Genomic DNA, 25,431 nt, shown 5'->3' on the forward strand with positions numbered 1-25,431 from the left:
ACATGAGTGCTACGCAGTTGATTATTATAAAGTACATTTTAAGTTGGTTCTCACTAAAGCATCTACTTCATTAAAAAGAGTATGGTTCATATTTTCATCAATTATTATTGTTTGAACCCCTCCTACTCCAATAAAAGAAGCATTGTTAAGCATTAACTCAGATACATTAGCAAACCAAGATTTAGGAGTCAACACAATATAAGGTCGTTCTACCTTATCCTCACTCAAGGTTAGTTTATTATTTCCTAAAGCAGTTGTAACATCTACCTCAAATTGCTGTATTTTACTCCATTTAACATGTACGGCTACTGCTGAAGGTACTTTATTAGGGTTACGGTATTTATAACCTCCCTCTACAAAAAGGCTAGCCTCATTAGCAGCTGTTCTAACCGTTTCAAAACGTACAACTAGACGACTATAATCTCCTTGAGGCAATTCAAAACTCAAATCATCAAATGTAGTCTGGCTATAAAAAGGAATCTTCAAACCATTTGGAAAACTCCTTGAAAATTCAAAATTTTCCGCTTGATCTCGTTCTCCAATCACACTAAAGCTGCTAAGTATAATATAACCATTATTTAGGGTTAAGTTATCTGAAGCACCTGCCCCCGAAGGATCCATTGTTATATCAAAAAGAACAGCCGTAGGATTTTTGAACACATCCTCTTTACCACAACCAACCATTAATAGGGTGATTAAGAATAACAAAAAAGGTAAAATACATCGTAAATGTAGTTTCATAGTATTTTTTATTTTTTGTAAAATTCAAACGCTGCAAAAGTATGAAATACATGCACATTTTCTGTTTTTCAATAGCAAAAATCATGCTACCCCCTAATAAAAAACCTATAAATACACCTTACCCCAAATATTATTAGGGAATTATCCAATTAATTTTACGAATAAGTTTGTTAAACTTTCTTGTTAAAATGCGGGTTCTTCAATATAAAATGGTGGTGACCAATCAAATTGTCTTTGTTTCTTAGATGGTTCTAATCTGGGGAAAAGAATATAACGAACGCTTATATAAGCTCCAACATTTAGTAATGTTGCAGGTTTTAGTATTGGTGTTGTGTTAGAAGCTTCAATAAGATCATTCATCCCTACATTTCCAGTAACCCCATAATCAATAATAAATTGATTGATTTCATGTGAACTTCCTAAAGCCAGCCCTACAGAAAAATTGATTTTTTTGTATAAACCATTGTCTGGTATTGCTTCATTATTAATGGTTGTGTGGGAATTCATCAAATACCCTAAACCAAGATCTATTCGAGTATACAACTTTGAAGGTAGTTTTCTCAAAGAATTATATCGAACTAGTGTACGTTGATAGCCGATTGAAAAATCAAAGAAAGACAATTCAATAGATTTATCTTCATAAGCTCCGTCATTGGTATAATCCATAAAACATTGCTTAGCAAAAGAGTAGGGATACACCCCCAAAACAACAGCATCATTCAATCCAAAATGATAATTCAACATCACCCCTGCCGCTCCAGTCACACACATTTCAGTTGACGCCAATTCTTTATCGCTAAACGCTTTAGATGTATTTTCACCGAGAAAAAGAGAGGTTCCTGTCCTACTAATTAAACCAAATTCAAAACGAAGTTTTTTACCTTTTTGAGCTTGTCGAACCAAAGAAAAATTATCTTCTTCCATTGCAGCTATAGCAGGATCATTAAGATATTTTTGCGTTAAGATCCCCACTCCACTTCCCAACAAATCTACCTTCATAACATTGGTTCCCAACCAATTCAAAGCAATACTATTGGTAAACAAATCCAAATTGTCACTTAAAATTGTGTGGGTATTATCTTTATTAGTAGAAGTTGTATTTTTTGCCAATTCATCGCTTAATAAACCATCCTTTTCCGCTGTTGAAAAAATTACACTTTTATCTTTTTTCGCACTAGTTGGGTCGTCTAATGGACTAACATTAATAGCCTTATCCTGCTCCTCTTGCCCTTTTTGAACAGAACTTGGTTTCTTTTCTCCGTTTATTAATTCTTTGTTCTGAGTCCCCGAAACACTTCCTTCCTTTTTAGGAACTGTCGTAATATTATTTTTTGAACTAGAAATACTTTGTTTTTCTTTTTGAAGTAGAGTCTCTAGCTTTTTATTTTCTGGCTGCTCAATAGAGCTACCCACTGTTGACTTTTTAAACGTAGGGATACTCTCTTTTTCTTCTATAGCACCTGAACCATTGGTTGTTAAAGCAATAGTTTGAGCTGTTGGAACATCTATTGAAGATTCATTAAAGAGGCAAGATCGCCCTCCACCTATCAATATACCAATTGCAGTGAATAGGATGGCTTTTTTTCCTAGGTCTGAACTAGCCCAATATTGAGCAATACGTCCCCAGTATGTATCTAGAGTTAGCTGTTGGTTTAATGCACTCCAAGTATTAACAGCTGGTTTATGATGCACAAATTCCTTACTAAAGCTCTCTTTAATAATAGAATACCGATCTGCTGTATCTGCTAAAGCCGCTTCATGATCCATGCGTTCTGCCAAATCTTCCCAAGAAAACAAAGGAACAACAACAGCACTATATTTTTTCTCAAACCCTGTTTTTACAAAACTATAATCTTCAACTTCCCCCTTAGCTTTGAGCTTTGGGCTAGGATTGTCCATTTCTTCTGCCAAGTCATTCCAAATAAAATTAGGCGCTGTATTCTCTTTATAAGTTTGTTCGAATCCAGCCTTGATGGCACTAAAATCAGATGGAGCATCTGTTGTTATAAATGACTCTAGGTCTTGTTCAATCTTATCCCACATAAATTTAGGGGGTTGATTGCCACTAAAATTCTTTTGGAAGCCTTCTTTTATGCTAGAAAAATTATCGACATTAGCTAAGTCCGCCTCATCGATAGCATTCACATTCGTAGGAGGTATTGTCTCATCAAAATCATTGAGTTCTTGAGAGATATTGTCCCAGATAGAAGGCAACTGGTCTTCATGAGATAAGTTTAAGTTATCTCCAACCGGATTGTCATACTGATCTTTCTTATCCATGAAGTGTTTTTACAGCTTGTTGTAATATTTTTTTGGCTCTATTAAGCTGGGACTTTGATGTTCCGACAGATATATCTAACATATCCGCTATTTCTTGATGTTTATATCCTTCTATTGCATACAGTTTTAATACCTGTTGTGCTTTTTTAGGCAATTGGTTAACCAATTTTACAATTTCGCTAGGGTCTAAGCCTTCTGCTATTTCATTAACAGAAAAATCAACATAGCTACTTTCTGGCATTGATACCACCAATTTAGTCTCCCTTTGTTTCTTTTTGTAAGCATTAATTGCTGTAAAAACAACCGTTTTTCGAATCCAGCCCCCCAAAGCCCCTTGAAATTTGAACGTGTGTATATTCTTAAAGACCTTGATAAAGCTCTCTTGCAAGATGTCTGATGCATCTGCTTCATTTTTAGCATACATTAGACAAACTTGATACATATCAGTACCATATCTATAGTACAATTGCTCTTGATAACGTCTTTTTTTGGCAATACAACCTTCTATTAATTCACGTTCAGATATTTCTGCTAGGACGACCGATTTCATCTTGGTGGTTATTGTTTTTCCTAATTATTGATTTTTCTATTTTAACAAAATGGGATTCTACCTCTTCTAAAATATTTGTATGCAAATAAATTGTTAATTTTCATTGCCTAAAACTATTATAAGGGGTAGTTAAAAAACAATAAAAGTTTTCATTAGAATTTTTAGAGGATATAAAAACATCTCCTTATACAAAAAAAAAGAAAAAAATCCGAAAAATCAAATAGGATAGCCATTTAACTGAAAAAAAACGTGTTTTTTAAACATGAAAATCAAATAATTACACAAAAATTATATTCTACTCTATAATTCTGATCCCATATTTCAACTTGTCAACCCAATAAGTTATAATTTTCTTATTCTTTTATCCTTCCTTTGACAAAATATAACACTAGGATAATGTCTATTTGCTAGAATTCAATTATAAACAAAGTACCTTGCAATGCTGTTTTTAAACACTTATATTTGCATATATATAAATTGTTTTTTTTTAACGATAGTTCGTTGCTTTTTTATTAGAAAACAAAAAACAATCCTGTAACAAATGGGTTATCGCCCCCCAAAATTAACAATTGATCCGTTACAGATTTATCGAACTATTAATTTTTTAACCAACAAACATTCCCTATTAACATTATTTGTCTATCAGCAGACTAATTAATCAAAAATCCTATGCGTTACACCTTACTAACACTTATCAGTAGTGGTATTCTTGCTATTATCGGAACTTTATCTTATATCAATACGACAATAGGGACTAGTCACGAAACTTGTCGTCATTCCAAAACTTCACATCACATTCATAACAATGGTGTTTTCTGCGGTTTTGACGCATTACAGCCTAATATTTCTCCTCAAGAACAGCGACTTCAAAATCAATTAGAACAACAATTGTACAATTTAATTCAACGGGGATACCCATCCACAAATGGTCGGGCAATGTATACCATTCCTGTTGTTGTACACGTTGTTCACAACAATGGATCGGGCAATATCCCCACCACACAAGTCAACAATGCCATTCAACACCTAAACGATGCCTTTGCTAATGTAGGCGTATACAATCCAGCCACAGGTGTAGATATTGATATACAGTTCTGCCTAGCGCAGCGTGATCCCAATGGGAATACCACCAATGGAATTACCAATACCGTTTCATCGCTTACTAATCTAAACCACAATACACAAGATTTAGCACTCAAAAACCTAATTCGATGGAACCCTCTTGATTACATCAATATTTGGGTGGTTAATAACATCCAAGGAGGCGTTGCTGGTTATGCTTATTTCCCCTCTTCTCATGGAAACAATTTAGATGGTATTGTTGTAGAAGCGAATTATATGGGCAGTTCTCCCAATAATTCAAAGGTTTTAGTCCATGAAATGGGGCATTATTTAGGTCTTTACCATACCTTTCAGGGAGGATGTACAAACAATGATTGTTTAGCAGATGGGGATCGAGTTTGTGACACGCCACCTGACAACACAACCTCTTGGGTGCCCTGCGCTTCGGTCATCAATTCCTGTTCAACTGACGAAGATGACCTATCAGCCAACAATCCATATCGCCCCATTGCCAATGGTGGTTTAGGAGATCAACAAGATCAAAAAGAAAATTATATGGATTATTCTGACTTTGCCTGTTACGATCAATTCACACAAGGGCAAAAAATCAGAACACACTTTTTTTTAACAGGAATTCGAGCAAGTTTATTGGCTTCTCAAGCTTGTATTGCTCCTTGTACTACCCCTATTGCAATTGGATTTACAGCTAGTGCAACAACCGTTACAGCAGGTACAACGGTCAATTTCACAAACAATACAACGGGAGCAACAACTTATAATTGGTTTATCAATGGTAGTTCTTTTTCTACCACCACCAATAGCAGTTTTACGTTTAATACAATCGGAACGTATAATGTGACGTTAGAAGCGTCTAATGGTGATCCTAACTGTACGCTTAGAGATTCCATAACTATTAGCGTAATTTGCAATGCGCAAGCTTCCTTTGTTGCCAATAACACTCAGGTTTCTCCTGGAGATGTTGTCTTATTTAACAACACTTCAACTGGAGCAACTAGCTATCAATGGTTCGTCAATAATGTACAACAGGCAACTACAACTAACTTTAATTTTACCTTTCCAATCGTTGGTACTTATGATATTTTCTTAGTGGCATCGGATGGCGTTTGTTCAGACACTTCTTCGACTCTAATCGTTACTGTAACCAATACTGCTTTAGCGCAAACAGGTTTGCCCATTTGGCCTTTAGCCCCTCACGGCAACGTAACTCCTTCAATCGTAGATTGGCGAGATACCATTCCTGTTTCTAGTACCATTCCGACTAGTACAACGACCAATGGAGGGCAAACAGGAGCCGCTTTTAATGAATGTGGGCAACTCGCCTTTTACGTATTGCATACAGGAAGTGGTGCTTCTAATAATTTATTTATCTATGCCGCTGATGGCAGCCCATTATTAACCAGTACAACCCCTAATGCTCCAGGGTTAAATGGAGTAAAGGCTGGGCAAGAAATTCAAGTAATCAAAGTACCGCAAAGCAATGATGAGTGGTATATTATCTATAAACAGTGGACAACAGACTTTGGTGCGCTAGGAGGCAATGGAGCCTATACTCCTGCCAATTGGTTGTTTTCTAGAATTCAGTATAGTGGAGGAAACACATTAAATATTATACAAAGAGATGTTCCCCTTGCAGATGGAACAGGAAACACTCATACTTATACCGATGGTGCTGCCGTTTCTAGAACTGCCGCAGGTCTATTTGATCAACACTATCTTTATTTGTGCCGACGAACGCCTAATGTAAATACAATTTCTTTAGATCGATTTTTGATAACCAATACAGGAATAACTTGGTCTGCCAATACGGGAAATGTCAACGCACAGTGGTGGAGTTTAACTATTGCAGGTTCCCCTATTGAATTGAGTCCAACAGAAGATAAGATTGCTGTTGTTTGTAGAAATCAATCTACAAATTTTCAAGATATAATACTATTTGACGCCTCCCTATTTAATTCGACTTCTGCTCAAACGATTAGTTTGGGGAATTTGGTACTACAAGCAGATGGAACCCCCAATGATCAATCCAATATATTAAATACATCTAATACAGTAAACGCCCTTTCTGTTAACACAACTTATCCACTTCTGTTCCTCCGCAATATGGAACGAAAAGTTAATAATGTTGAATTTAGTCCTAATGGTCGCTTTTTATACTTCACAACAGGTGGTTATAGTAGAAGTGGAAGCACAAATCTAACTTATCTAGGGCAAATAGACCTCAATACCTCCCCTTTAGAGCTTCGCTTACAAATTCAAACAGTTCCTAGTGGTCTAAATATGACAACTGGTAGTGGCTGTTCTTTTGCGAGCTGTTTAAATACATGGAACTCTATTTCGGGCATTGAGTCTTGTTATGATGGGAATCTATATTATTCTAAACGAAACTTAAATACGCTTTTTGTGATTCCCAATCCTAATAATTTTATGCCACAAAATTTAGTACCCTCTAATATAGATCTTGCTACTCCCAATGAGCCCAATATCAATCATCCTGCGGGATATCCTGCGGGGTATCCAGATCAAATTGATGGATTTAATTATTTAGCAAGTCAATATAAAGAAGTAGAGCTTATTGTCCAAAAATTAGATTGCAATGGAAACTGCGATAGCACAACTTACCCTCTTGAAATCGTAGATTCTAGTGGTGCGGTTGTACAAAGTTTTTCAATTAGTCAATGTCCTGACACACTAACTTTTTGTGCAGATACAAGTCTTATTTATAGTTTACAAGATACACAAGGTACCAATTACCCCTATGCTATTTATTTAGGGCAAACCTTATACCCTGCGGGAGATACCCTATTTGATTTTAGTACCAATAATGGCTGCTATGAAATTTGTGATAATGGAATCGATGACGATGGAGATGGCTTAGTGGATTGTTATGATCCTGACTGTTGTGGCGACACTTCTTGTTCCAATGCTTATTATCAAGCTTGTTTAGGCAATGCCTGTACAGACAGTTTTCCTAGTGGTACTTTTTCTATCCAACAAGCTTGGCAGTCCTCCCACAATGTAACCAATTGGGGGCTTAGCGTAGCGGGTGATATTGATAACGATGGACAGACCGAAATTGTTGGTTTCCGTTCCGATGGTGCTGGTATTGCTGTAAATGGACAAACAGGAGCATTAAAATATAGCTACAACCACAATAATCCCACCCAATCCAACGGTTATCCTGCTATCGCTAACCTAGATAATGATCCTGAAGCAGAAATCGTTATTCGCCAAAATAATGACTTACGAGTATATGAACACGATGGAACACTCAAATGGTCAGTTACAACTACGATTGATTTAGGTGATAATACAATTGGGATATATGATTTTAATGCGGATGGGATTCCTGAGATTGTATACGGTCGTCGTATCTATAGTAGTATTAATGGGGCTTTATTAGTAACTGGAAACGGAGCAAGGGGCAAAAACACACATTATTCAGGGGGGCTTGTCTTGGCTGCCGATATTATTGATGTTAATGATTGCGCAGGAAACCCAGACTGTAATGGTTTAGAGCTGATTGCAGGACCCCATGTTTATTCTGTTAACATCGTATCCTATACCAATACAGCACTAAACTCCATTAGTATTCAAAAAGTAATGGCTGGCTATGGAGATGGATATACCAGTGTTGCTGATTTTGACAAAAATGGCACCTTAGATATTGTTGTAGCAGGTTTTGATAGTACAACCAATCAAAAAGGGGTCTATGTTTGGAACCCCAAAACTCAAGCATTAGTACGTCCTTTTTGGGCATATACAACAGGCAACCGTCCTATTGGTAGACCTAACATTGGGGATTTTGATGGAGATGGAGCCTTAGAAATAGCTGTAGAAGCTGCTCGTGCAGGTGGTGGACGCTTACATGTATTAGACAACAATATGTCTATCTTATGGTCTACCAACAATAATGATGCTTCTGGAGCAACAGGTTGTACTTCCTTTGATTTTAACAACGATGGTCAAAAAGAAATCATCTATCGAGATCAAGCTAATTTATACATTATTAATGGCTCCAATGGGGCTATTATGAGCTCCAACAACTGTTCCTCTGGAACAGTTGTTGAATATCCAATTGTTGCTGATGTTGACAATGATGGTCAAGCTGAAATTGTCTGTCACTGTGGGGGTACACCTTCTGTTGTTAATGTCGCTCGCATCACAGTATTTGAATCTAATTCTACTCCTTGGATGCCTGCCAGAAGTGTATGGAACCAACATGCCTATGCGTATACAAATATCAACGATGACTTGACCATTCCTCGTGTTCAACAAAACCATCATATTGTAGGAGATAGCTGTATTCTCAACAACTTTTTGAATCAGCATACCAATACAGAATTTGTTGTTCCTGATGCAACAGTAAGTATCGATACAGTTACCTGTGATCAGGATAGCATTATTATTACGGCTAGAATCTGTAATCTTGGTAGCAATGTTCTATCGTATCAGACTCCTATCGCCATTTACAATGCCAACCCCAGCACAACAGTAGGAGCTAGCTTAGTTGCTCCTATTTATACCATTGGGCAAAACATTGAAAAAGATTCTTGCCTTACGCTTTATCTAAAAGCCAGTAATAGTTCTGCTGACTTCTATATTGTTGTTAATGATGATGCTAGCACGCCTCCTATTTATAGTTTTAGTACAGATTTTCCTGTAACGACAATTCCAGAATGTAACTTCTTAAACAACATCGATAGTACGACATTTATTGCTGTGACTCCTCCCCTCGATCTAGGACCAGACACGACCATTTGTGAAAACAGTGTTATTGAACTAAATGCGGGTGGTTACTTTAGTAGTTATTTATGGCAAAATGGGCAAATAGACTCTACGCTTACGGCTGATTCCTCAGGATTGTACTGGGTAGAAGTTACCAACGTTTGTGGTGATACATTTAGAGACAGTATTATAATTACGGTTGATACGGTTGGGTTAATTGTCCTCAATGACAGTACTATTTGTTTAGCGGATACCTTAAGTTTAACCTTTAATAACGCTTATAGTTATCAATGGTTTCCGAATCAATCCATAAGCTGTACCAACTGTTCTACCCCCAGTTTCTATCCTACTGCAAGCACAACTTACACTGTAGTTTCCAATAATTCCATTGGTTGTTTCTCAGTAGATAGCTTTAGGCTTACGGTTGATACCTGCCAACTGCTTAGCATTATTGACACTGCTATTTGTCTAGGAAGCACATTTGATTACCAAGGGAATAGTTTACCCCCTAATACAATAGATACCTTTCAATATACTACTTCTGGAGGGCTGGATTCTTTTGTTATTGTAGCAGTAACAGGTCTAGACACATTTTACAATATTATTGACACTACAATTTGCCTAGGTGATAGCTTAGCTTTTGCTGGACAGTTTTTGCATCCCACTACAAGTACGCTTTTTCATTTTCAAACCATTCATGGCTGTGATTCTACCATTAGGGTCAATGTTAATCCTTTAGATACTTTCTATGCAGTTATTGATACCGCTATTTGTGTTGGAAATACCTTCCCTTATAATGGGCAAAACTTACCAACAGGATCTTCTACCCTTTTCAACTTTCAAACCATTCATGGGTGTGATTCTACTATTAGGGTTAATGTTAATACTTTAGATACCTTCTATGCCGTTATTGATACCGCCATTTGTGTTGGAAATACCTTCCCTTATAATGGGCAAAATTTACCGACAGGGTCTTCTACCCTTTTCAACTTTCAAACCATTCATGGCTGTGATTCTACCATTAGGGTTAATGTTAATCCCTTAGATACCTTCTATGTAGTTATTGATACTGCCATTTGTGTTGGAAATACCTTCCCTTATAATGGGCAAAACTTACCAACAGGATCTTCTACCCTTTTCAACTTTCAAACCATTCATGGTTGTGATTCTACTATTAGGGTTAATGTTAATCCTTTAGATACCTTCTATGCCGTTATTGATACTGCCATTTGTGTTGGAAACACCTTTGCTTATAATGGGCAAAATTTACCAGCAGGGTCTTCTACCCTTTTCAACTTTCAAACCATTCATGGCTGTGATTCTACCATTAGGGTCAATGTTAATGCTTTAGATACCTTCTATGCCGTTATTGATACCGCTATTTGTGTTGGAAATACCTTCCCTTATAATGGACAAAATTTACAGGCAGGATCTTCTACGCTTTTCCATTTTCAAACCATTCATGGTTGTGATTCTACCATTAGGGTCAATGTACATAGTTTTCCCATTAACTTTACCATTTCAAATACAGCTGTATCTTGTAATGGGGGCAATGATGGAACAGCAAGCATCAACGTAAGTGGAGGAGTAGGTGGATTTACTTATACTTGGAATAATGGACAAAATACCGCTACTGCAACGGGCTTGCCCGCAGGGATGCATTGTGTCACAGCAACCGATGGAAACGGTTGTACGGTAGATACTTGCATTCAGGTGGATCAACCAGCAGGATTTAGCAATATTAACTTTAGTACAATCGATGTGAGTTGTTTTGGAGGCTCCAATGGTCAAGCAACAATTAGTTTGAGTGGTGGTATCCAACCTTATAGCTTTGTCTGGAGCAATGGACAAAATGGCAATATGGCAACGGGCTTAACGGCAACAACACATAGTGTAACGGTAACGGATGCCAATGGTTGTACCGTGACTGCCAATGTAGTGATCAACGAACCGACTGCCTTACAATTGAACTTTGATGTCGATTCCGTACAATGTAAAAATGGTAGTGATGGGCAAATCGAAGCCCTAGTAACAGGAGGCACCTTCCCGTATACTTATCAATGGGATGCCGCTACGGGCAACCAAAATACCGCCATTGCCAATGGACTAACAATCGGAACCTATAGTGTAGTCGTAACGGACTTTAATGGCTGTACCATTACCGCAAGTGCTACCGTATCGGAACCACAAACGGTATTAACAGCAGCAATTATCAATCAAAGTAATCCATCTTGTCACAACAGTTGTGATGGAATGATAGAGGTAGATGCACAAGGAGCAACGCCAAATTATACCTATCAATGGAACAATGGGCAGACCTCAAGCATTGCCACAGGAGTATGTGCAGGTGTCCATACAGTAACCATAACCGATGCCAATGGTTGTAGTATCACAGCAGGATCGGTCTTAACCGAACCTTCAGCCATTAGTTTAATCCCACAAGTACTTTCTAACTACAATGGAGCAGCAATTAGCTGTCCTGGTGAGGCAGATGGCTCTGTAGGCGTAACTGCCGCTGGGGGGAATGGTGGATTTAGCTATATTTGGAGTCCTGCGGGACAAAATACCGCTACCATCAATGGCTTAGTCGAAGGAACCTATTGTGTCACGGTTACGGATGTGGCAGGCTGTCAAGCCGATACGTGTATCAGCATTGTTGATCCTGTTCCTTTAGCAGCAACCTTTACCCAAGTTGATGTCTTGTGTCATGGAGATGCCAATGGACAAATCGTAGTGAATGCCACTCCTGGAACGGGTACATTGGGTGTGAATGGATATGAATATAAAATTACAGGTCCTGGACAAAGTGGTAATGTCTACAGTCCCATTAATGTTTACAATAACTTAGCAGCAGGATCCTATGTGGTCTTTGTTCGAGATGGAAACAACTGTGAAATTAGCCTTCCGATTGCCATTGCAGAGCCAGCACCCGTCTTAATTGACTCTGTGGTGATCACCGATGCTCTTTGTTTTGGTGCTGCGGATGGAACAGCAATGGCGCATGCCAGTGGTGGAACAGGAACCTATACTTATCGTTGGTCAGATGCTCAGGTAACCAACCCTGCTACGGGCTTAGCCAAAGGTTTGTATACCGTTACGGTAACCGATGCCAATGGTTGTGATCGAGTAGAGGTCTTTAATGTTGGAGAACCAACTGCCTTGACTGGAAACATTACGGCGAATCCAATTCCTTGCTTTGGAGGAACGACTACTGCTACGGCAAGTGGTAGTGGAGGAACCCCCATTGCGTTAACTTCTTATGTTTACAACTGGTCCAATGGCAGTACTTCTGCCACGACCATCGGCTTAACAGCTGGGGTACATTGTGTGACCATTACCGATGCGAATGCTTGTTCTTTTGTAACTTGTGTCACCCTTACTCAGCCTTCTACTGCTTTAACGGCTAGTATTAGTGCTCAAACGGATGCCACTTGTCATGGCAGTGCGACTGGAACGGCTACTGCACAAGGCACTGGTGGAACCAGTCCTTACACTTACCAATGGGATGCGGCAGCGGCCAACCAAACGAGCCAAACGGCAATTGGATTAGCTGCTGGAATCTATACAGTAGTCGTAACAGATTCTAACAACTGTACCAACTCTACAACGGTTACGATTAGTGAACCTTCTTTGTTGACGGCTGCCATTACGACCACCACCAATGCTACTTGTAATGGCGTTGGAACGGGAACTGCTACGGTTGCTGGAACAGGAGGAGTACCTACTTATACTTACCTATGGGCGGATGGACAAACCAATGCTACGGCTACAGGCTTAGTTGGTGGTTCACATCCTGTTACCCTTACCGATGCCAATGGCTGTACGGCGATTGCTACGGCGATAATTACAGAACCTACCGCAGTAGATATTACGGCTATTTTCACCACTCCTGTTGCTTGTAAAGGAGGGGCTACGGGATCGGCTACCTTGAGTATTCAAGGAGGAACGCCAACCAGTGGTTATACCTTCCAATGGTCAGGAGCACCTGGACAAAATAGTATTACAGCTACTGGTTTATCGGCTGGGGTGCATACTGTAACAGCAACCGATGCCAATGGTTGTTTTGATGTGGATACCTTTATGATTTCAGAGCCTGCTCTTGGATTAACGGGCTACTTAACCACTACAGATGCCCTTTGTTTTGGAGCGGCTAGTGGTGAAATTGCTGCGGTTATTACAGGAGGAACAGGAAGCAATTATACCTTTGCTTGGAATAGCAGTCCTAGTCAACATACCGTTGTTGCCGACAGTTTAGCGGCAGGTAATTATACCGTTACGGTAACCGATAGTTTGGGGTGTACCTTGACTTTAACGGGTACGGTTGGAGAGCCTAGTCAATTAGTCGTGACGGCTGGCGTACAGCAAGATGTCACTTGTTTTGGTGGCGACAATGGTATTGCAACCGTACTGACTACGAATGGTGGTGTTCCTACTTATTCTTACGTATGGACCGATCCTAGTGGGCAAGTCAGTACTACTGCTACGAATCTTAGTGCAGGTCCTGTTACGGTAGTAGCGACCGATGCCAATATGTGTACAGCGAGTGCGACGGTTACCATCACAGAGGCAACTCCAATTACGGTAACGGAAAATGTTAGTCCTGTGAGCTGTCATGGCTTAACGGATGGTAGCATTGATATTCTTACTTCGAATAAGGTATTGGTGGGGTACAATTGGTCGAATGGCTTTATTGGCAATCCAAACAATGGCTTGGCTGCTGGGGTTTATGAGCTAACCGTAACCGATGCTACATTCTGTACGGAAAGCTTTAGCTATACCATTACAGAACCTTCTGCAATCAACCTAGATATCCAACAAACAACGGCTATTTTGTGCCATGGGGCAGATAATGCAACCGCTCAGGTGACTCCTACAGGTGGATCACCTGCTTACACCGCAAATTGGAGCCATGGAGCTAGCAACAGCAGGGTAACCGATTTAGCGCCTGGTTTGTATACCGTTACGATAACCGACAGTAGAGGTTGTATGGCGGATACTAGCATTACTATTGAAGAGCCAGAAGCCTTGACGATTACAGGAACAACCGCTGGAACTTTCTGTGCAGGCGATCAAACGGGAGTTTTAACCGCAATCGGTGCAGGTGGAACGGTATTGAGTGGTTTATTGGAATACAGCATTGATGGAACGACTTGGCAAAATGGAAACATCTTCTCTGGTTTAAGTGCTGGAATTTATACCTTGTCGGTAAAAGATGAAAATGGTTGTGTGGTCGATACAGCTTTGGTTGTAGAAGATGCAGATCCGTTCTTTATTAGCAGCATGACTGGAAATACGACCATTGAATACTTGGATAGTTTGACCATTGAGGCGACCTTAAACGATACCACAGGAGTGCTTTACAGTTGGACACAAATTACAGGGGTGATGGGTGTTGTAACCGATAGCTCTTATAGCTTTGATATTGCTCCTGCTGAAGGTGTGCAGTATGAATTTACCGCCACCAATGCGAATGGTTGTACAGTCGATAGCATTGTGATTATTGATGTTGAAAAACCACGAAGAGCCAATGCGGCTACTGGATTTACGCCTAATGGTGATGGAGTGAATGATTACTTCTTTATTCAAGGAGGGGAGAAAGTCCAGGAAGTAGTACTCTTTAGAGTTTACGACAGATGGGGCGAATTGGTCTTTGAAGGCAGCCACCTTGATATTAATATTGCTACTCAAGGATGGAATGGTATTTTCCGTGGGCAACCTGCTAGCTCAGGCACCTACTCTTGGTATGCTGATGTCTTATTTAAAGATGGTAAAACTACTCAGATTAAAGGTGATGTTATTTTACTTCGATAGTATATTAGTTTAATCTATAAAAAATCAGTGGTGAGCAAACTAATTGTCTCACCACTTTTTTTATGTCTATCTTCTAACCTGCTCAATCAAAAAATCAAGCCCCTTTCTTTCCTCTAAAGCCTTATTAATTAATTTACAAAAAAGCAACCTTTCCCATTGCTTATAATTGGGTTCATCTATATAGGGATTACCAATGGATGAAAATCGCCACTCCTGTTCTTCTACTTGAACAAGTTCTTCAAATTCGGGATGATAAGGATTCTCTTTAAAAAAACTCACCTGAACATAACGGCGTTTATTGGTATCTCCAACGGTTACAACAATAGCTACTTCAAATAATTCAGCCTTAATCAAGGTGTTTTCATTATAAAATAGACTATAATCTTCGCTAGGCCATTGAATTCTAAACCAAAGCCATTTCCATAACCAGTCGTCTATCGCAACTTTTCCCGATTGAACATAATCTCTAAAAGCTACTTCCCAGCTAGCTAAATTGGTATCCGCTAGTAAACTATCCAGATTCATATATTGTATTATTTGATTTGGTGCTTGGCTATAATACCAATTAAGTACCCATTTTCTTCAACAGGTAAGGCTGTAATTTTATGTTCTAACATCAATTGATCCGCTTCCCATAAAGGGCAATTAGCTTGAATCATCTTAGGGTTTGTGCTCATCATATCTTTTGCTTTGAGCTCAAAGAAAGAATGACTTGGAAACTTATTTAAACTTCTTCTCAAATCTCCATCTGTAATTACGCCAACTATTTTTTGCTGTTCATCCAAGATTACCACCATTCCAAAAATCCCCTGTGACATACTAACAATAACCTCCTTAACGGCTGTATCAATTCTAGCGGTAGGCAAGTTATTACGTTGCATTTCTGCCTCCACTTCAGTGACTAGTTTACGCCCTAAAGATCCGCCTGGATGAAATCGGGCAAAGTCATTCTCATTAAATGCCCTCAAAGTAATCAATACCGTAGCAATAGCATCCCCCATTGCCATCGTAGTCGTTGTAGAAGCCATTGGAACCACTGAGATAGGAGAAGCTTCTTCTTCTACTTGAATATTAAGAATTGCATCTGACTTTTTAGCTAGGGTAGATTTTGGATTTCCAACCAAGGTAATATGAGGAAGCTTTAGTTGTTGAATATGAGGCAATAACTGCAAAATTTCATCGGTTTCGCCAGAGTTAGAAATACTAATAAAACAATCTTGAGGCATCAAGACTCCTAAGTCCCCATGAATTGCCTCCGAAGGATGTAAAAAAAAACTAGGTGATCCTGTGCTGGCTAGTGTTGCTGCAATTTTTTTTCCTACCAACCCTGATTTTCCAATACCACAAACAACAATTCTACCTTTACAATTTAGTAAATAGTTTATTGCTGTATCAAAGTCTGGTGTCAACAAACTAGTCAGATGTTTAATTGCTTGGGCTTCTATAGAAAACACCCGTTCAGCCATTTTTCTTATTTTATTCATGCACTAAAAATACCATCCTTATTATCAATTTCAATATACAAGGGTAGTTTTTAAAAAAAAATATTAATTTTGCCCACTACTAAGTATTAACTCAATATCATTTTGTAATAAAAAAATCTAATATCATGGGTAGAGGAGATAAAAGATCCAAAAAAGGAAAAATTAATCGTGGTTCTTACGGTAAAACTCGCTTAAAAGCTAAAGCTGTAAGTAAAGCCAAGAAAAAGACAGCTTAAAACTGTCAATTGCCCTAACACCTTATGTTAGGGCTTTTTTATTGCTAATAAAACTAAAAGGTCTGCTCTTAAATAGTTTTCATTTTGTATATTGACTTCACAATAATATATTAATCTGTTGTTTTTAGATTAACAAAAAATCAATCAATATGCAAAAACTATCCTTTTCGATTTTATTATCAATACTATTTTTTTCTTTTTCTAAAACTCAAGCACAAGGGTACCTTCGAGCAGGAGCAGGGGCAGGTTTTAATGTAGGACAAGATGCATTTGCTATTCCCTCGCTAGAACGTGACTCTAGCAATGATATTATTCTGCAACGAACTATTTTTGGGTCTTTTGGGCAAGGAGCTAGGTTTTCTATTGCAGGAGGCTACATGATTACGCCTTATTTTGGCGTAGAATTGGAGTTGTATTATTTTCAGGGTTTTAAACAAGCCTATGGCAATTCGGAAGGACCTGTAGGCGATCAATATAGTCGAACAGGATATTCTTATCAAATGCGTGCAACGCCCTCTCTTGTTGTTCAAGCTCCTGTAGGAAAATTCCAACCTTATGCCCGTTTTGGTGTTCTGCTTCCTTTTTTTGGAAAAACAGTCTTGGAAGAATCATGGAGTTTTGCCAACCAAAGTTCAAGAGCCAAACAAACAGATATTGATGGTAAACTTTCTGTAGGATTTGAATCTAGCATAGGACTTGAATACAGAATCAATGATAATTTGGGGATTTATGCCCAAGCAACCTATACAGGGTTGAGAATTCGCTCCGATAAGGCTACCGTTGTAAAAGACGAAAGAACAGAAGCCAATGGAGATGTTGTTAATAATTTAGATGCTGCTAAAGTTATTACTACTCAAATTGAATTTCAAGATGTAATTACCAAAGAATCCAATACCCACTCTGCCCTCGGTAGCTTTGTACAAGATTTACCAGAAGATATATTAATCAAAATCAATGCAAAATTAGATCTTGATAAACCGCTTAACTTACCTACTCAAACTAGTAATTTTAATGCCCTCTCTTTCAGTGTTGGTATTAAATATACATTCGGTAAAAAAGATTAATCTTTGAGCACTTGTCTAAAAGCTTTCCACAGAGATTTTCAAACAGGCTATAATTTCCTAGTGAAATTATAGCCTAATTTTTAGATTTTAAAATGGTTTAGGGTCTTGCCATTAATATAAATCCGTGCTGTGTGCCTTCATAATGATTATAAATCAACACCTTGTTAATTGGTCTATTGGTTGCTTTGAGCAACGTTTCCTTTGGCATCTTTTTGCCTGAAAATAACTGAGCGACCAACCAAACAGCAAAAGAAGATACGGTATAATAATCTGCTACTAAGTTCTTATAAACATAAACACTCTGTGTAGGAAAGAGCTCTTGTTGCAAATATTCGTAATAATAATCGGTTCGATTATCGCCATTGAACCCTAAAAATAAAGCATCAATCTCCTCTATTTTCAGTTGATTGCGTTCTAAGAATACCTTTGCTTTTGCCACTATTTCTTCTTTGCTTGGGTAGCAAATTTGATCGACATCTACAATTTGAGCAATAGCGGCTTCCGAGGGTTCGGCATCCACAACAAACAAAGCAGCACCTTCTCCAAAAACAGTTCCAGGAGTTCCCGAATTAAGGAGTTGAGTAGCGTCTAAGTCCTCCTCCTTAAACATTCCTCTAAGTCCATCTATGTTATAATTTGCTTGAGAAATTTCTTCAACGCCCCCCAGCAACAAACGCTTTGCATTTTTTTCTTCAAATAACAACAAGGCATCTAATACTGCACTTTCAAAGGCAATACCATTATTGACATGAGTATTGTTATACCCCGTAATTTTTCCCATCAAAGCCAATGTTCCTGCTATTGAATTAGAGGTAGACTGTATAAAATCAGTAGGTGTTAATGTCCCTTCGTTGTACTCTACAATCTGATTCAGGAAACTAATTGATTTTTTTATAGAGCCATTGGCTGATCCTATAATAATTCCATCGATTGTATTTTGAAATTTGTTCATCAAGGGAATTCCTGTTCCTACACCCATTCGCACAGATTTACTCATTCGGCGTAATAAATTCAGCGGAACCATCTTTTTGTATTTAGGTTCTACTGCCCAATATTGGTGCTCTGTATGGATTTTTATGCCTTCCTCAAAAATGGTATTGCTATAATAAGTGTCCTGTGAAGAAATACAAGACATATCTATGATATACATAATCTAAACTTTTGAAAGTATGATAGAAGAACAGTTGCCCCCAAAACCAAACGAATTGGATAAAATATGCTCAATGGCATAATTGTTTTGATAAGCACTAATTGGGCTTGCGTTATAGCCTTCAATGGGATTAATACAATTTAAACTAGGATATAGCTCATTATTTTGCATCGCCAATAGGCTAAATACGGCTTCAATCACACCAGCAGCAGCTAGGGTGTGTCCAGTATAAGACTTGGTAGATTGATAAGGAGGAATTTTTCCAAACACCTTGTCCAGACCAAATATTTCAGAAATATCATTGTTCTCTGTTCCTGTTCCATGCGCATTGATATAATCAATTTGTTCAGGTTGAAGATTAGCTACTTTCAAAGCCTGAGTAATTGACCCAATGATTCCAATAGCATCCTTAGAAATAGAAGAAGGGTGAAAAGCATCGTTGGTATTTCCATACCCTGTTACTTCGCCATAAACCTTTTTATTGCCAACTAATTCCTCCGCTTCTAAAATCAAAAAAGCAGCACCTTCACCTAACGTCAGCCCAGAACGATCTCTGTCAAAAGGCATACAAGGGCGAGGCGATAAAATTCGCAAAGCATTAAACCCATTTATGGTAAATTTTGCCAAACCATCTGCCCCTCCTACTATTGCCCGTTTGACTCTACCTGATTTAATTAATTTAGCCCCAAACATAATAGAATTCGTAGAAGAGGAGCAAGCTGTATTAAAGGTAGTAGTTGGTCCCTTCAATTTATAACGATCAACTAGTTTTAGGGTATGAGCAGCACAAATATAAGAAGACAGATAATCAGATGGTTCTCCTATTTTGTTCCCATCTCGATACAATTCATCGGTCATTGACATTCCTCCTACCGTACTGGCAGAAATGAAGGCCGTATCCATGGCAGCAATTTCATTGCTCGTCATTTTAGCCGTCGAAAAAGCCTCTTGCAAAGCGAGCGTTGCCAAAATATCCGTTCTAGTAATTCCTTTTTCGCCAGCAATCCCAGCTCTTTCCATTAAAGACGCTGTGCTGTGAGGTATTTCACCAAACGGAAAAACATCCACATAACGAGAAGTTATTAATTGAGCTTTTCCGATTCCAGTTTGTCCTTTCTGAAGACTTTCTCTGCTTTCCTTGACATTGTTGCCAATGGCAGAAATAACCCCCATTCCAGTTATTAAGACTCTTGTCATTAGTTCTTCAATTTGAAGATTTAGGAATTTAGCATACCTACTCCATTTGTATCTCAACAAATAAAGTAATGATTACACCTTATAATTGATCTACTTGATTAGGCTTTCCCCTCATCAATAATATATTGAGCCATGCTATTGACATCAACCAAGACCTTTCTTCCTTCTTTTGGATCTGTAATTTTAAGTTCATACTCTCGCTCCAACAAAACCAATAACTCCACCGAGTCTATAGAATCCAACCCCAAATCACCATCTGGTCCAAACAAAGGAGAATCATCTTCTAAATCCTCTGGTTCTACATCAATTAAATTTAGATAATCAATGATTTGTTGTTTTAATTTCTCCTTTAATGCTGTACTTTCCATGATATTTGATCATTATTTACTGAGTAATCAGTTTTTATACAATTTTATCTTTCTTCAATTTTAAATAAGCAAGCCCTAAACAGCTTACAATAAATAGGCTTAGACCTCCAATTACGAATTGCAATTCTGACCATAAGCCTCCTTTTAAAAACAAAATATAGAAACCTTTTAAGCACCAATTTAATGGTGAAATAAGGCTAATCGTCTGCATGTATTCTGGCATAACAAAACTAGGTACCCAAATCCCTCCTATTGCTGCCAAAATAACAATAGACATCGCCCCAAAACCGTGTGACTGTTCCTGTGTTCGTACCATTGCACCAACCAACAAAGCATAGCTCACGGCCGCCATTCCACTCCACAGTACCATAATAACAAACCCAATGGTATTAGAAGGTAACGTCAATTCGGGCAACCCCAAAGTAGGAAACGTTATTTTTGCCAATGAAAAAATCAAGGTCACTTGCGCTACCGCCGCTGCCAAATAAAGCAACATTTTGGCTCCCAAAACCAAAGCAAAACTAGTTGGCATTGTTTTTAATCGAATAAAACTACCATTCAATCGCTCTTTAACAATGTTATTTCCCAATGAAACTACCATAAAAAACATGGCAAAAATTGTCCATGCAGGTACATTATGTTGTGTAGAATTAGGGATTTTGTCGCTTTCTGAAGCAGTAGCCGCAATTCTTTTAATGGGCACTCGATTGTCAATCATCGCTGACTTTAGCTGCTTGGGAGACTCCTTTAAGTCCAATTGTTCACACATTTGATTGATAAACAATTCTCCTTCTATGCTCTTCAAAAAAGCATCTACCATATTCATAATCGAAAAACAATAGTTTTCTTGCAAAACAGGATCATGATAAAACTCTAATGCTGGCAACTTAAGCTTTTTAGTTAAATCGGTTGGCTCTCCCAAGCCCAATTCACTCATCATTGTAGCACTCACTAGCGTGGCCTTTTCGGTAATTTTTTCTGTAAAATTAGGCGCAATAACTAAACCTGTTAGATAATCTTCCTCTCGCAAGGTTGTTTTTATATCTAGAATCGTATCGGTTTGAGATAAATTAAACAACCCCGACTCCTTCATCAAGTTTACTAGTTTTTGCCCTTCTTTTCCTTTGTCCTTATTGACCACAAGAATAGAAATCTTATTCTCATTAACAATTTTAAAGGCAGAATCTTGGACAATTGTAATGATATAAACCAACAACAAAGGCATACCAAACATCACAGCCAAGCCAGCCTTATCATACATAAGGATTTGGAATTCTTTTTTTATGGCGACCCAAAGCTTGAACATCTATCTTTTATTTTAGTCTCTATATTCCTCCCCTGTAAACTGAATAAACAACGCCTTTAAATTTTCTGCTTGATGCAACTCTAATAATGTATTGATCTGTCCCTTCATAATAATACGGCCTCGATCAATTAAGGCTATTTGGTTGCAAAACTCTTCAGCTTCTGACAAATGATGAGAGGTATAAATAATGGTCGTTCCCGCATTGTTTAGCATTGTTAAAAACTTAAGAATGGCCACTTTACTTTGTACATCAACCCCCACTGTTGGTTCATCCAAAAATAAAATCGTTGGTTCATGAATAATCCCAATGGCTAAATTAACACGACGTTTCATCCCACCAGAAAATGTTTCTACCTTCTTATTAGCCACATGGGATAAGCCTAGAACTTCTAAAATTTCTTTTGTCCGTCGAGCTATTTTTTCCTTAGACAGATTATATAACGCTCCAAAATATTCTAAATTTTGTATTGGTGTTAACTCTTGATAAAGGGCATATTCTTGTGGCACAAAACCAATCTCAGATTGAATGGCTTTAAAATTAACTTTATTTTGCGCCTTCCAATAATTTATTCGACCACCTGAGGGTTCTAATATACCACAGAGGATAGAAATTAATGTTGTTTTCCCTGCACCATTAGGACCTAGAATGCCATAAACATCCCCCTTTTGAATGGTGAGATCAATAGCGTGAAGGCTATCCTCTTCTGCCCTTTTGTATCGCTTATAAAGCGCTTCTATTTGAATACAATTTGCTTGCATCCTATTTTAGAATTTCATTTTATATATTTCCGAAAAAGCAGCTTGCTCCAAGGCAGCAATTTCATCAAAACCATCTGCTACTTCATTAAAATGCTGTTGTTCGGTGTTTCTTCCTTTATAAATAGCAGCCATACGCACAGCCGAAGCCCTCAGTAAGTCCCCTGATTGAGTGATTTGTTCTGAAAGAACACTTAATCGTTCATTTTGTAACTGCTGAGCAGCTTGCTCCAAAAAAGCAGCATAAATAAATCGAAAACCACCACCACCTGTACCAATTTCCTCTTGCATGCGCACAATCTGCCCCAAATACAAACCAGCTTGACGTTCACCTAGCTTAGAACGCCATTTTCGAATGAGCTTTCCAGTATGCTTAAATCCACTACTACCTATGCGACCAACAGGCACCTGCGCCATCCACCAAGCATTCTTCTTTAAGGCTATTTTCATTGCTTTTCGCAATTGCTCATCTCCAATTTTAGGAACATTAACTGGATAATAAATATGCCCCTTGGGTGCCAAAGGACCTCTAGCAAACCTGACATCTTCCAATTCAGCAGGGGACAAACTCGTCACCGTTTCCATTACAGGGTCACTAATCAAATAACGTCCATTTTCCTTGCCATAAACAATAAGGTTGTGTGCATTAAAATGGAACCTATATTCTTTGGGAAAATACGCCAGATGAAACACCCCCACTTGACAACCAACAGGAACGCCTTCTTTTACCTTTTGCTCTAAAAATGATTGAGCAGATTCAGTATTTTTAAATTTTTTGTGGGCAATTTTTATCCCTAAAGAACGACTTGCTCGCTTAAAAATGTAACCAGGCATCGTACGAAAAGAAATAGCTGGTCCATGATTGATTTTTAGAAAAGGAAGATGAATATAAAACAAACCGACTCCCAAGCCAAATGCCAAAGGTTCAGACATAAAATCTACCCCATGATAACGTAACAAACTAGCCACAACACCATTTTCGCAATGAGCCGTTTGTATATGATTAAATTCCGTTGTCGTCATTTCCTTTAAAATTTTTCAGTTCGTCTAGGGTAATTCTAAATGCCTTCGCATAAATTCCCAACTTTTTATCACTTAACTTTTTAAACGGCTTAGGTTTTAAATGCCTTTTGATACTAAAAGACCAAAACCCTGTATACCCAGCCAAAGTAGGAAGATCCATAAGGTTGCGCTCCATATAATATAATATAGGGCTTGCTTTTCCTGCACGAACCGCTTCAAGCGCTACTTCTACTCTTCGGTTAATCTCCTCCCATGCACCATCTAGGGCATCTGATTTAATTTTCCAGCCAGAACTCAAAGCTTGTTCATATTCACCATTCTGGTTTTTTACATAATAAACTTCTCGAGTAAAATCCTCCAAACCACTTTTATCTTGTGGTAAATCTTCTTTTTTCATAATAAGGAGATTAACGTACACTCAATTAACAAACCGTCAACCAAGTAAATACATAAGAAAAGCGAGCGCTTTCAGGTACAGCTAATAGAATTTGGTCTCCTTTCTTGAGTTTATCGCTGTTCATCAATTCTTCAACCATTAAGTAAATAGAGCCAGACCCTACATTTCCTTTGGTTGCTAAATTAGTAAACCATTTTTCTTTAGGAATAGCCATTTGGTTTTCTTCTAAGATTTCAGCGATTGGTTTTTCAAAAAAGAAGCTAGACAAATGGGGCAAAAAATAGGTCAGTTCATCCACGCTTTTTTCTCTTTTTTCAAGAATTTTTTTGAGATGATCAAACCCTAAACGAATGATATTTTTACTCAAGAGCTTTACATCTTGTTTCATGCTCATGATCGACTGCGAGGCTAAGTCTTGTGTATTGTAATCTTTATAACTTTGTAACTCACCTGATGGCAACTTATTAGCAGCCGAATACATACACGTTTCTACTTCATTGGCATAAGAACAAGCTTCTACCCAATCAATTCTTAAAGAAATTCCCTCTGTGTTCTTTTTGGATTCTACCAAAAATGCCCCAGCTCCATCGGATAACATCCAACGTAAAAAATCCTTTTCAAATGCTAAATAGGGGTTTTCTTCAATTTTTTCTGCCACAGAAACCTCTTCATCAAACTTGTTGCGTGTCATCATAGATGCTGCACGTTCCGATCCTGTAGCAATTGCCTTTTGTTTCTCGCCGATTTTAACAGACATATAAGCATACTTAAAAGCATGCATTCCCGAACAACATGCTCCTGAAGGAGAAACAACTTCAATATTGTTCGTTTCTGGCAAATGACCATGTACCATAACAGCATGAGAAGGAATTATCTGGTCAGGCGTAGAAGTTCCGCAACACAACAAATCTACTCTTTTTAGCCCATCAATATTATCTTTAAAAAGGTTTCTAGCCGCTAAAGCGGTCATTTCAGCATTACTATGTGTGCTTTCTCCTCCTTTAGACAAAGCATAATAACGTTTTTTGATACCATTTTTTCTTAATACAATAGCTCTTGATCTAGAAGGCTTACCATTTACGAAACCTAAAAAATCTTCCATTTCATTATTTTCTACCACTTTATTGGGCAAAAAAGCTGCTGCTCTATTAATATATACTTCTTTCATCTGTCTTCTAAAAATAAGATCTAGTTTTATCAGGTTAAGCTGGTATTCAACCTTTTATATCATATTCCTTATACAATTAGGGTGTAAAAGTA

Annotated in this window: 16 protein-coding genes; 3 read left to right on the plus strand and 13 right to left on the minus strand. The window is 38.1% G+C overall.

Features of this window, described 5'->3' with window-relative positions; genetic code table 11:
* Positions 1 to 24: 24 nt before the first annotated feature.
* From AsAng_RS21755 to AsAng_RS21765, 3 genes are all read right to left on the minus strand, one after another.
* On the minus strand, positions 25 to 741 hold the full coding sequence (locus AsAng_RS21755) for a hypothetical protein (RefSeq protein ID WP_264789210.1): 717 nt from the start codon (positions 739 to 741) through the stop codon (positions 25 to 27).
* Positions 742 to 924: 183 nt separating this feature from the next.
* Positions 925 to 3,021: a hypothetical protein gene (locus tag AsAng_RS21760; RefSeq protein ID WP_264789211.1), complete on the minus strand. Its 2,097-nt coding sequence runs from the start codon at positions 3,019 to 3,021 to the stop codon at positions 925 to 927.
* Positions 3,014 to 3,571, minus strand: coding sequence for an RNA polymerase sigma factor (locus tag AsAng_RS21765; protein ID WP_264789212.1), 558 nt, complete (start codon positions 3,569 to 3,571; stop codon positions 3,014 to 3,016). Before AsAng_RS21765 ends, AsAng_RS21760 begins: the two co-directional genes overlap by 8 nt.
* 669 nt (positions 3,572 to 4,240) lie before the next feature.
* Between AsAng_RS21765 and AsAng_RS21770 the strand changes: the two genes are divergently transcribed.
* Positions 4,241 to 15,190 carry a M43 family zinc metalloprotease gene (locus tag AsAng_RS21770; RefSeq protein ID WP_264789213.1) on the plus strand — a complete coding sequence of 3,650 codons (10,950 nt, stop codon included), beginning with the start codon at positions 4,241 to 4,243 and terminating at the stop codon, positions 15,188 to 15,190.
* 66 nt (positions 15,191 to 15,256) lie between these two features.
* On the opposite strand, the gene AsAng_RS21775 is transcribed toward AsAng_RS21770, so the two are convergent.
* Together AsAng_RS21775 and AsAng_RS21780 are read right to left on the minus strand one after the other, a co-directional pair.
* A complete protein-coding gene (locus tag AsAng_RS21775; RefSeq protein ID WP_264789214.1) occupies positions 15,257 to 15,715 on the minus strand; it encodes a hypothetical protein in 459 nt (152 codons plus the stop codon).
* Between the two features lie 8 nt (positions 15,716 to 15,723).
* A complete protein-coding gene (locus AsAng_RS21780; protein ID WP_407655305.1) occupies positions 15,724 to 16,674 on the minus strand; it encodes a KpsF/GutQ family sugar-phosphate isomerase in 951 nt (316 codons plus the stop codon).
* Positions 16,675 to 16,799: 125 nt separating this feature from the next.
* On the opposite strand from AsAng_RS21780, the gene AsAng_RS21785 reads away from it, so the two are divergent.
* On the plus strand, positions 16,800 to 16,910 hold the full coding sequence (locus tag AsAng_RS21785; protein WP_264789216.1) for a 30S ribosomal protein THX: 111 nt from the start codon (positions 16,800 to 16,802) through the stop codon (positions 16,908 to 16,910).
* Between the two features lie 149 nt (positions 16,911 to 17,059).
* Positions 17,060 to 17,974 carry a porin family protein gene (locus tag AsAng_RS21790; RefSeq protein ID WP_264789217.1) on the plus strand — a complete coding sequence of 305 codons (915 nt, stop codon included), beginning with the start codon at positions 17,060 to 17,062 and terminating at the stop codon, positions 17,972 to 17,974.
* A 97-nt stretch (positions 17,975 to 18,071) separates the two neighbouring features.
* Here the strand turns inward: AsAng_RS21790 and AsAng_RS21795 are convergent, their stop codons facing one another.
* From AsAng_RS21795 to AsAng_RS21830, 8 genes are all read right to left on the minus strand, one after another.
* On the minus strand, positions 18,072 to 19,124 hold the full coding sequence (locus AsAng_RS21795; protein ID WP_264789218.1) for a beta-ketoacyl synthase chain length factor: 1,053 nt from the start codon (positions 19,122 to 19,124) through the stop codon (positions 18,072 to 18,074).
* 3 nt (positions 19,125 to 19,127) lie between these two features.
* Complete coding sequence (locus tag AsAng_RS21800) at positions 19,128 to 20,321, minus strand: beta-ketoacyl-[acyl-carrier-protein] synthase family protein (RefSeq protein WP_264789219.1); 1,194 nt, start codon at positions 20,319 to 20,321, stop codon at positions 19,128 to 19,130.
* 98 nt (positions 20,322 to 20,419) lie between these two features.
* Positions 20,420 to 20,689: a phosphopantetheine-binding protein gene (locus AsAng_RS21805; RefSeq protein ID WP_264789220.1), complete on the minus strand. Its 270-nt coding sequence runs from the start codon at positions 20,687 to 20,689 to the stop codon at positions 20,420 to 20,422.
* 34 nt (positions 20,690 to 20,723) lie between these two features.
* Complete coding sequence (locus AsAng_RS21810) at positions 20,724 to 21,995, minus strand: ABC transporter permease (RefSeq protein ID WP_264789221.1); 1,272 nt, start codon at positions 21,993 to 21,995, stop codon at positions 20,724 to 20,726.
* A 12-nt stretch (positions 21,996 to 22,007) separates the two neighbouring features.
* Complete coding sequence (locus AsAng_RS21815; protein ID WP_264789222.1) at positions 22,008 to 22,754, minus strand: ABC transporter ATP-binding protein; 747 nt, start codon at positions 22,752 to 22,754, stop codon at positions 22,008 to 22,010.
* A 6-nt stretch (positions 22,755 to 22,760) separates the two neighbouring features.
* On the minus strand, positions 22,761 to 23,774 hold the full coding sequence (locus AsAng_RS21820) for a BtrH N-terminal domain-containing protein (RefSeq protein ID WP_264789223.1): 1,014 nt from the start codon (positions 23,772 to 23,774) through the stop codon (positions 22,761 to 22,763).
* Complete coding sequence (locus AsAng_RS21825; RefSeq protein ID WP_264789224.1) at positions 23,755 to 24,171, minus strand: hypothetical protein; 417 nt, start codon at positions 24,169 to 24,171, stop codon at positions 23,755 to 23,757. The genes AsAng_RS21820 and AsAng_RS21825 overlap by 20 nt, the downstream gene beginning before the upstream one ends.
* A 25-nt stretch (positions 24,172 to 24,196) precedes the next feature.
* Positions 24,197 to 25,339: a beta-ketoacyl-ACP synthase III gene (locus AsAng_RS21830; protein ID WP_264789225.1), complete on the minus strand. Its 1,143-nt coding sequence runs from the start codon at positions 25,337 to 25,339 to the stop codon at positions 24,197 to 24,199.
* Between the last annotated feature and the right edge of the window lie 92 nt (positions 25,340 to 25,431).

The sequence above is a fragment of the Aureispira anguillae genome, from assembly GCF_026000115.1.
GTDB lineage: Bacteria > Bacteroidota > Bacteroidia > Chitinophagales > Saprospiraceae > Aureispira > Aureispira anguillae.